The sequence below is a fragment of the Streptomyces sp. NPDC005492 genome, from assembly GCF_040605995.1.
Lineage (GTDB): Bacteria > Actinomycetota > Actinomycetes > Streptomycetales > Streptomycetaceae > Streptomyces.
Map to the genome: position 1 here is coordinate 59,929 of NZ_JBEXDX010000046.1, position 7,680 is coordinate 67,608.

Below are 7,680 nucleotides of genomic sequence, written 5' to 3' on the forward strand. Positions count from 1 at the left end.
CACGCTGCCGGACTCCCCCACAAAGGAGCTTGCGTGACCCCCCTCTACGCGCGTCACAAGCGCACCACCCTGGCCATCGCCACCGCGGTCGCCGCCGGAGCGCTGCTCGCCACCGGTGTCACCACCGGTTCCGCCGCCGCCCAGCCCGAGGCCGGCAAGGCGGCCCCCCTCGCCGCCGCCCCGCAGCTCCTCTCCAACGCCGCGCGCACCGCGCTGGTCCAGGAGAAGCAGGCCGCCGCGCCCGAGACGGCCCAGCAGATAGGCCTCGGCACCAAGGAGAAGCTGGTCGTCAAGGACGTCGTCAAGGACGTCGACGGCACGGTCCACACCCGCTACGAGCGCACCTACGCGGGCCTTCCGGTCCTCGGCGGCGACCTCGTCGTCCACACCTCGCCGGCCGGCAAGACCGAGGGTGTCACCAAGGCGCACTCGGCGACCATCAAGGTCGCCACGGTCACGCCGAAGATCACCGTCGCCAAGGCCGAGAAGCAGGCGCTGACCGCCGCCAAGGCCGCCGGCTCAGACAAGACCGCCGCCGACGGTGCCCGCAAGGTCATCTGGGCCGGCTCCGGCACCCCCGTCCTCGCCTACGAGACGATCGTCGGCGGCCTCCAGGACGACGGCACCCCGAACCAGTTGCACGTCATCACCGACGCGGCCACCGGCAAGAAGCTCTTCGAGTACCAGGGCATCGAGAACGCCACCGGCACCGGCAAGACGCTGTACTCGGGCACCGTCAGCCTGACCACCACGCTGTCGGGTTCGACGTACTCGCTGACCGACGCCGACCGCGGCGGCCACAAGACGTACAACCTCGCCCACAAGACCTCGGGCACCGGCACCCTGTTCACCGACGCGGACAACACCTGGGGCACCGGCGCGGCCTCCAGCTCCACCACCGACCAGACCGCCGCCGCGGACGCCGCCTACGGCGCCCAGGAGACGTGGGACTTCTACAAGGCCACCTTCGGCCGCAGCGGCATCAAGAACAACGGTGTCGGCGCCTACTCCCGTGTCCACTACGGCAGTTCGTACGTGAACGCGTTCTGGGACGACAGCTGCTTCTGCATGACCTACGGCGACGGCTCGGGCAACACCCACCCGCTGACCTCGCTGGACGTGGCCGGCCACGAGATGAGCCACGGCGTCACCGCCAACACCGCGGGCCTCAACTACTCCGGTGAGTCCGGCGGTCTGAACGAGGCGACCTCCGACATCTTCGGCACCGGCGTCGAGTTCTACGCCAACAACTCCTCCGACGTGGGCGACTACCTCATCGGCGAGAAGATCAACATCAACGGCGACGGCACCCCGCTGCGCTACATGGACCAGCCCAGCAAGGACGGCGGCTCCGCCAACTACTGGTCCTCCTCAGTCGGCAACCTCGACGTGCACTACTCCTCGGGTGTCGCCAACCACTTCTTCTACCTGCTGAGCGAGGGCAGCGGCGCGAAGACCATCAACGGGGTGGCCTACAACTCGCCCACGTACAACGGCTCCGCGGCCACCGGCATCGGCCGCGCCAAGGCGCTGCAGATCTGGTACAAGGCGCTGACGACGTACTTCACGTCGACCACCAACTACAAGTCGGCCCGCACCGGCACCCTGAGCGCGGCGACCGCGCTCTACGGCTCCGGCTCGGCCGAGTACAACGCGGTGGCGGCGGCCTGGACGGCGGTCAACGTCACCTGACAGCCGCTGAGTTGACAGGCCAGGCGTAAAGGCGGTACCCGGAGCGAAGGCACATCCGGGTACCGCCTTACTCTTGGGAGCTATGCCACTGCGGGAGTTCACGTACAACGACGTCGGCGCGACCCGCGAACGCGGGTTCTGCCCCCCTGACTTCCACCCCCTGTATGTGCGCACGCGGATCGGCGAGGGCGAGAAGGTCTTCCGCCGGGCCTCCGAAGCGCTCCTGACCTGGGAGTTGCACCGCGAGCTCGGCCTCGGCATGGAGGCGAGCGCCGACAAGGCCGCCCCCGGCGTCGACGTCACGGTCACCCTGGCCGGCCTCATCAAGGCCCCCTGCCGCGTCGTGTGGACGGCGGAGGAACCCCGCAGGACCGGCTGGGCCTACGGCACCCTCCCCGGCCACCCCGAGTGCGGCGAGGAGGCCTTCGTGGTCGACCGCACGGGCGACGGCACGGTCTGGCTGACGGTCTCCGCGTTCAGCCGCCCCGCGAAGTGGTACGCCCGCCTGGGCGGCCCGGCGACCCGGGGGTTGCAGCACGCCTACGCCCGCCGGACAGGGAGCACACTGCGGCAGATGTGCGCTCCCTACTCCGACGTCTAGCGCATCAACACGCCTCCCTGCTGGACCAGTTCCTCCGAGGGCACCGCCACCAGCCCCAACTCCGCGCTGGACGCGAGCAGTCGGTGCGCGGGCAGGATGCGGACCGTGTAGCCGTAGGGGCCGGTGCGGTCCAGGGCGAGCGGGCCCTCGTACACCCAGTGGCCCTCCTGGTCCGGGCCGCCCGCCGGTTTCAGCGGGACGGTCGTGGCGTCGGCGATGCGGTCCTCCGGGTCGACGCGGCCCGAGACCGCCTGTACCTCGACGTCGTCCGGGGCGAGGCCGCCCAGGTCCACCCGCACCCGGAGGCTGAGGGTGGTACCGAGTTCGGCGGTGGTCGTGGCGACGGACGTCTCCACGTGGTCGACGCTCACCCCGTGCCAGGCGGCCCGCACCCGCCCCTTCCAGGCGGCCAGTTCACGGGCCGCGTCGGGGGTCATCGCGCGGTGGGCGTGGGCGGCGGGGGCGTACAGACGCTCCACGTACTCGCGGACCATCCGGCCGGCGAGGACCTTCGGGCCCAGCAGCGTCAGTGTCTGGCGGACCATTTCGATCCAGCGGTCGGGCAGGCCGTCCTGGCCGCGTTCGTAGAAGCGCGGGGTGACGCGCTGTTCGAGGAGGTCGTAGAGGGCGGCGGCCTCCACGTCGTCGCGGTGGTCGGGGTCCGTGCCGGTGCCGTCCGCCGTGGGGATGGCCCAGCCGAAGTCGGGCTGGAACCATTCGTCCCACCAGCCGTCCAGCACCGAGAGGTTGAGGCAGCCGTTGAGTGCCGCCTTCATGCCGCTCGTGCCGCACGCCTCCAGCGGGCGGAGGGGGTTGTTGAGCCAGATGTCGCAGCCGGGGTAGAGCTTCTGCGCCATCGCCATGCCGTAGTCGGGCAGGAAGACGATGCGGTGGCGGACGCGCGGGTCGTCCGCGAACTTCACCAGTTCCTGCACCAGCCGCTTGCCGCCGTCGTCCGCCGGGTGCGCCTTGCCCGCCACCACGATCTGGACCGGCCGCTCCGGGTGCAGCAGGAGGTCCATCAGCCGGTCGCGGTCGCGCAGCATCAACGTCAGGCGTTTGTACGACGGCACCCGGCGGGCGAACCCGATGGTGAGGACGTCGGGGTCGAGCACCCCGTCGATCCACCCCAACTCGGCTGATCCGGCGCCGCGTTGACGCCAGGAGGCGCGCAGCCGCTCCCGCACCTCCACGACGAGCTGTTCCCGCAGCTCGCGCCGCAGCTCGTAGATGTCCTGGTCCGGGATCTCCGCGACCGCGTCCCAGCGGTCCGAGCCGCCGACCGTCATCGCGTCCTCGGTGCGCTGGGCGCCGATCTGCCGGGCACCGAGCCGGAACACCTCGGGGGCCACCCAGGTCGGCGCGTGCACCCCGTTGGTCACGGAGGTGATCGGCACCTCCTCGGGGTCGAATCCCGGCCACAGGCCCGAGAACATCTCGCGGCTGACCTGCCCGTGCAACAGCGAGACACCGTTGGCGCGTTGGCCCAGGCGCAGGCCCATCACGGCCATGTTGAACAGGTTGGGCTCGCCGCCCGGGTAGGTCTCCATGCCGAGGCGCAGGATGTGTTCGACGTCCATGCGCGGGAGTTCGGCGTCCGGCCCGAAGTGGGTGGCGACCAACTCCCGGTCAAAGCGGTCGATTCCGGCCGGGACGGGCGTGTGCGTGGTGAAGACCGTGCCGGCCCGCACCGCCTCCAGGCCCGCGTCGAAGTCCAGCCCCGCGTCGCAGAGTTCGGCGATCCGCTCCAGGCCGAGGAAACCGGCGTGCCCCTCGTTGGTGTGGAACACCTCCGGCTCCGGGTGACCGGTCAGCCGGCAGTACGTCCGCACCGCCCGCACACCCCCTATGCCGAGCAACATCTCCTGGAGCAGCCGGTGTTCGCTGCCGCCGCCGTAGAGGACGTCGGTCACGCCGCGTTCGCCGAGGTCGTTCTCCTCTATGTCGGAGTCGAGCATCAGCAGCGGCACCCGGCCGACCTGGGCCAGCCAGATCCGGGCGCGCAGCGAGCGGCCGCCGGGCAGGGCGAGTGAGACCTGGGCCGGGGAGCCGTCGGCCTCCCGCAGCAGGGCCACCGGGAGTTCGTTGGGGTCGAGGACCGGATAGGTCTCCTGCTGCCAGCCGTCCCGGGACAGCGACTGCCGGAAGTAGCCGTGCCGGTAGAGGAGTCCGACGCCGATGAGCGGTACGCCGAGGTCGCTGGCCGACTTGAGATGGTCGCCGGCGAGGATGCCGAGGCCGCCGGAGTACTGCGGCAACGCTGCCGTGACGCCGAACTCGGGTGAGAAGTAGGCGACGGCGGCGGGCAGGTCGGCGGACTGGGTCTGGTACCAGCGGTCGCCGTCCACATAGTCGGCGAGATCGCCGGCCACCTCGGTGAGCCGGCGCAGGAATCGACTGTCCTCGGCCAGCTCCGCGAGCCGCTCGGCCGAGACGCTCCCGAGGAGTCGTACGGGATCGCGGTCCGAGGCGGCCCACCGCTCGGGATCCACGGACTGGAAGAGATCGCGGGTGTCGGCGTGCCAGGACCAGCGCAGATTGCGCGCGAGGTCGCTCAGCGGTCGGAGGGGTTCGGGGAGAACGGGTCGGACGGTGAATCGACGGATCGCCTTCACAGCTCCACCTTGCGCGTTCGCTGGAGGACGCACGGCCTTGTGCGTCGTCGTCTGCTCTCGAAGGTACCGGCGTTGGTGTGGGCCCCGCTGGGAGCTGCGCCCCCCGACCCCCTATCGGCCCCGAAAGGGCCTCGTCCTCAAACGCCGGACAGGCTGATGATGCCGACCTGGGCCGAAAAGGGCCGCGTGGGCTGAAAAGGCACCCTCATGCGCCCTTGTGGCGCTTCGCACCGCACGAGAGGCTGCCCCGTGGAGAGTTGAAGGAGGGGAACTCGACATGGCACGGACGCGCACGCGGCGTCTGCGCCGGGCGGGGAGCCTGACCGCTGGCATCACGGCCATCACAGCCGTGGTGTTCTCGGCCATCACCCTGCCCGCGCAGGCCGCACCGGAGGGGACCATACTCGGCGCCGGTGAACCCGGTTCCGTCAACGGCAGTTACCTGGTGACGCTCAAGGGGGGAACAGCGGCGCCGTCGGCCGCCGGAAAGGACCTGGCCCGGAAGTACGGGGCGAGAATAAGCCACATCTACGGCACGGCCCTCAACGGCTATGCCGTCGAGGCGAACGAGAGACAGGCGAGCCTCCTCGCGGCGGACTCGCGGGTCGCCTCCGTCGCCCAGGACACCCGCGTGACCCTGGACGCCACAAGCCGCACCCAGCGGAACCCGCCGTCCTGGGGCCTGGACCGCCTCGACCAGCCGAGCCTGCCACTGAGCAGGAGCTACACCTCGCCGGAGTCCGGGGGCGGCGGGGTGACGGTGTACGTGATCGACACCGGCATCCGCGTCACCCACAAGGACTTCGGCGGCCGGGCGGGCTACGGCTGGGACTTCGTCGACAACGACGCCACCGCCCAGGACGGCAACGGCCACGGCACCCATGTCGCGGGCACGATCGCCGGTACGACGTACGGCGTCGCCAAGAAGGCCAAGGTGGTCGCCGTCCGGGTCCTGGACAACACCGGCGCCGGTACGACCTCGCAGGTCATCGCGGGCATCGACTGGGTCACCCGGCACGCGCGCAAACCCGCGGTGGCCAATCTCAGCCTGGGCGGCTACCACAGCGCCCAGCTCGACGCGGCCGTACGCAACTCGATCGCCTCCGGTGTCACCTACACGGTCGCGGCGGGCAACGACGGGCTGTCGGCGGGCCTGTACTCCCCCGCGGACGTGAAGGAGGCCATCACGGTCGGCGCCACCGACCGCAGCGACGCACGGGCCGCCTTCTCGAACTTCGGCCCGGCACTCGATCTGTTCGCCCCCGGCGTCTCGATCACCTCCGCGTCGTACGCGAGCGACACCGGGAAGGCCACCTACTCCGGTACGTCGATGGCGTCACCGCACGCGGCGGGGGCGGCGGCCGTCTACCTCGGCGGCCACCCGCGTGCCACACCGGCACAGGTGTCCACGGCACTCGTCACTCAGGCCGCTTCCGGCAAGGTGTCCGGCGACGGGCTCGGTTCGCCGGACAAACTTCTGCAAGTACCGCGGCCGTAGCGCGAGAGTGACGGCTCCGGCCCCGTTCGCCCAGGACGGGGCCGGATCTTTTGTGGAGACCTGCGTGTAAGTAGTTAGCAACCTGCCGGATTGCTAACCCGAATAGGGTGGGAAGGCTCCCCCGGTACATCCCCCAGACGTACCACCGATCTCCTTCGCAGGACCCACCTCCCCACATCCATCCGCCCATACCCACGTTGACGCGGACAGGAGCGGTCATGCCCGCCACGCACCACTCGTCAGCACCCCCGACACCCGGCGCGGACGCACCCCCCGTGCGCCCCGCCGGCACCGCACCACCCGTCCCGGAGCCACCCTCCGCGGGCGGCACGTCCCCCGGCATCGGACGCATCCCCGTCCTCGATGTCCGGCCGGTCGTCCAGCACGGCCACCGGCCCGCCAAGGCGGTGACCGGTGAGGCCTTCGAGGTGTCGGCCACCGTCTTCCGCGAGGGACACGACGCGGTCGCCGCCAATGTCGTCCTGTACGACCCGGACGGCCGCCCCGGTCCATGGACCCCGATGCGGGAGCTCGCCCCGGGCACCGACCGCTGGGGCGCCACCGTCACGGCCGACGCACCCGGCCGGTGGACCTACACGGTCGAGGCCTGGAGCGACCCGGTCTCCACCTGGCACCACCACGCGCGGATCAAGATCCCGGCCGGCATGGACACGGATCTGGTCCTGGAGGAGGGCGCACGGCTCTACGAGCGCGCCATCACCGGAGTGCCGAAGGGCCGGGGCCTCAAGGCCGTCCTGCGCACCGCCGTCACCGCTCTCCGCGACGAGACCCGCCCGGCCATGTCCCGGCTGGCCGCCGCGCTGACCCCGGAGGTGGACGCGGTCCTGGCCCGCTATCCGCTGCGCGAACTGGTCACGGTCTCCGAGACCCGCGCGCTGCTGGTGGAACGGGAGCGGGCGCTGTACGGCGCCTGGTACGAGTTCTTCCCGCGCTCCGAGGGCACGGCGGCCGAGCCCCACGGCACGTTCCGTACGGCGGCGAAACGGCTCGCGGGCATCGCCGCGATGGGTTTCGACGTGGTGTACCTGCCGCCGATCCACCCGATCGGGACGACGTTCCGCAAGGGCCCGAACAACACGCTGTCCGCGGGACCCGAGGACGTCGGCGTGCCCTGGGCGATCGGCTCGCCCGAGGGCGGTCACGACGCGATCGACCCCAGGCTGGGCACGCTGGAGGACTTCGACGCGTTCGTCGCCCGCGCCCGTGAGCTGGGGATGGAGATCGCGCTGGACTTCGCGCTCCAGTGCTCCCCG

General features: G+C 71.0%; 5 protein-coding genes. 4 read left to right on the forward strand and 1 reads right to left on the reverse strand.

What is annotated here, in order from left to right:
- Window positions 1–33: 33 nt before the first annotated feature.
- Together ABZT04_RS38065 and ABZT04_RS38070 are read left to right on the forward strand one after the other, a co-directional pair.
- Window positions 34–1,692 carry a M4 family metallopeptidase gene (locus tag ABZT04_RS38065; RefSeq protein ID WP_356063062.1) on the forward strand — a complete coding sequence of 553 codons (1,659 nt, stop codon included), beginning with the start codon at window positions 34–36 and terminating at the stop codon, window positions 1,690–1,692.
- Between the two features lie 82 nt (window positions 1,693–1,774).
- Window positions 1,775–2,293 (forward strand): DUF1990 domain-containing protein, encoded by a 519-nt coding sequence (locus ABZT04_RS38070; RefSeq protein WP_356063064.1) that lies wholly within the window; start codon window positions 1,775–1,777, stop codon window positions 2,291–2,293.
- Here ABZT04_RS38070 and ABZT04_RS38075 read toward each other — a convergent pair.
- A complete protein-coding gene (locus tag ABZT04_RS38075; RefSeq protein ID WP_356063067.1) occupies window positions 2,290–4,908 on the reverse strand; it encodes a glycosyltransferase family 1 protein in 2,619 nt (872 codons plus the stop codon). The genes ABZT04_RS38070 and ABZT04_RS38075 overlap by 4 nt on opposite strands.
- 277 nt (window positions 4,909–5,185) lie before the next feature.
- Here ABZT04_RS38075 and ABZT04_RS38080 point away from each other — a divergent pair, with 277 nt between their 5' ends.
- Window positions 5,186–6,406, forward strand: a complete 1,221-nt coding sequence (locus ABZT04_RS38080; protein WP_356063070.1) for a S8 family peptidase — start codon at window positions 5,186–5,188, stop codon at window positions 6,404–6,406.
- A gap of 218 nt (window positions 6,407–6,624) precedes the next feature.
- Window positions 6,625–7,680: maltotransferase domain-containing protein (locus ABZT04_RS38085; RefSeq protein WP_356063073.1), on the forward strand; the 1,056-nt coding region annotated here is incomplete at its 3' end.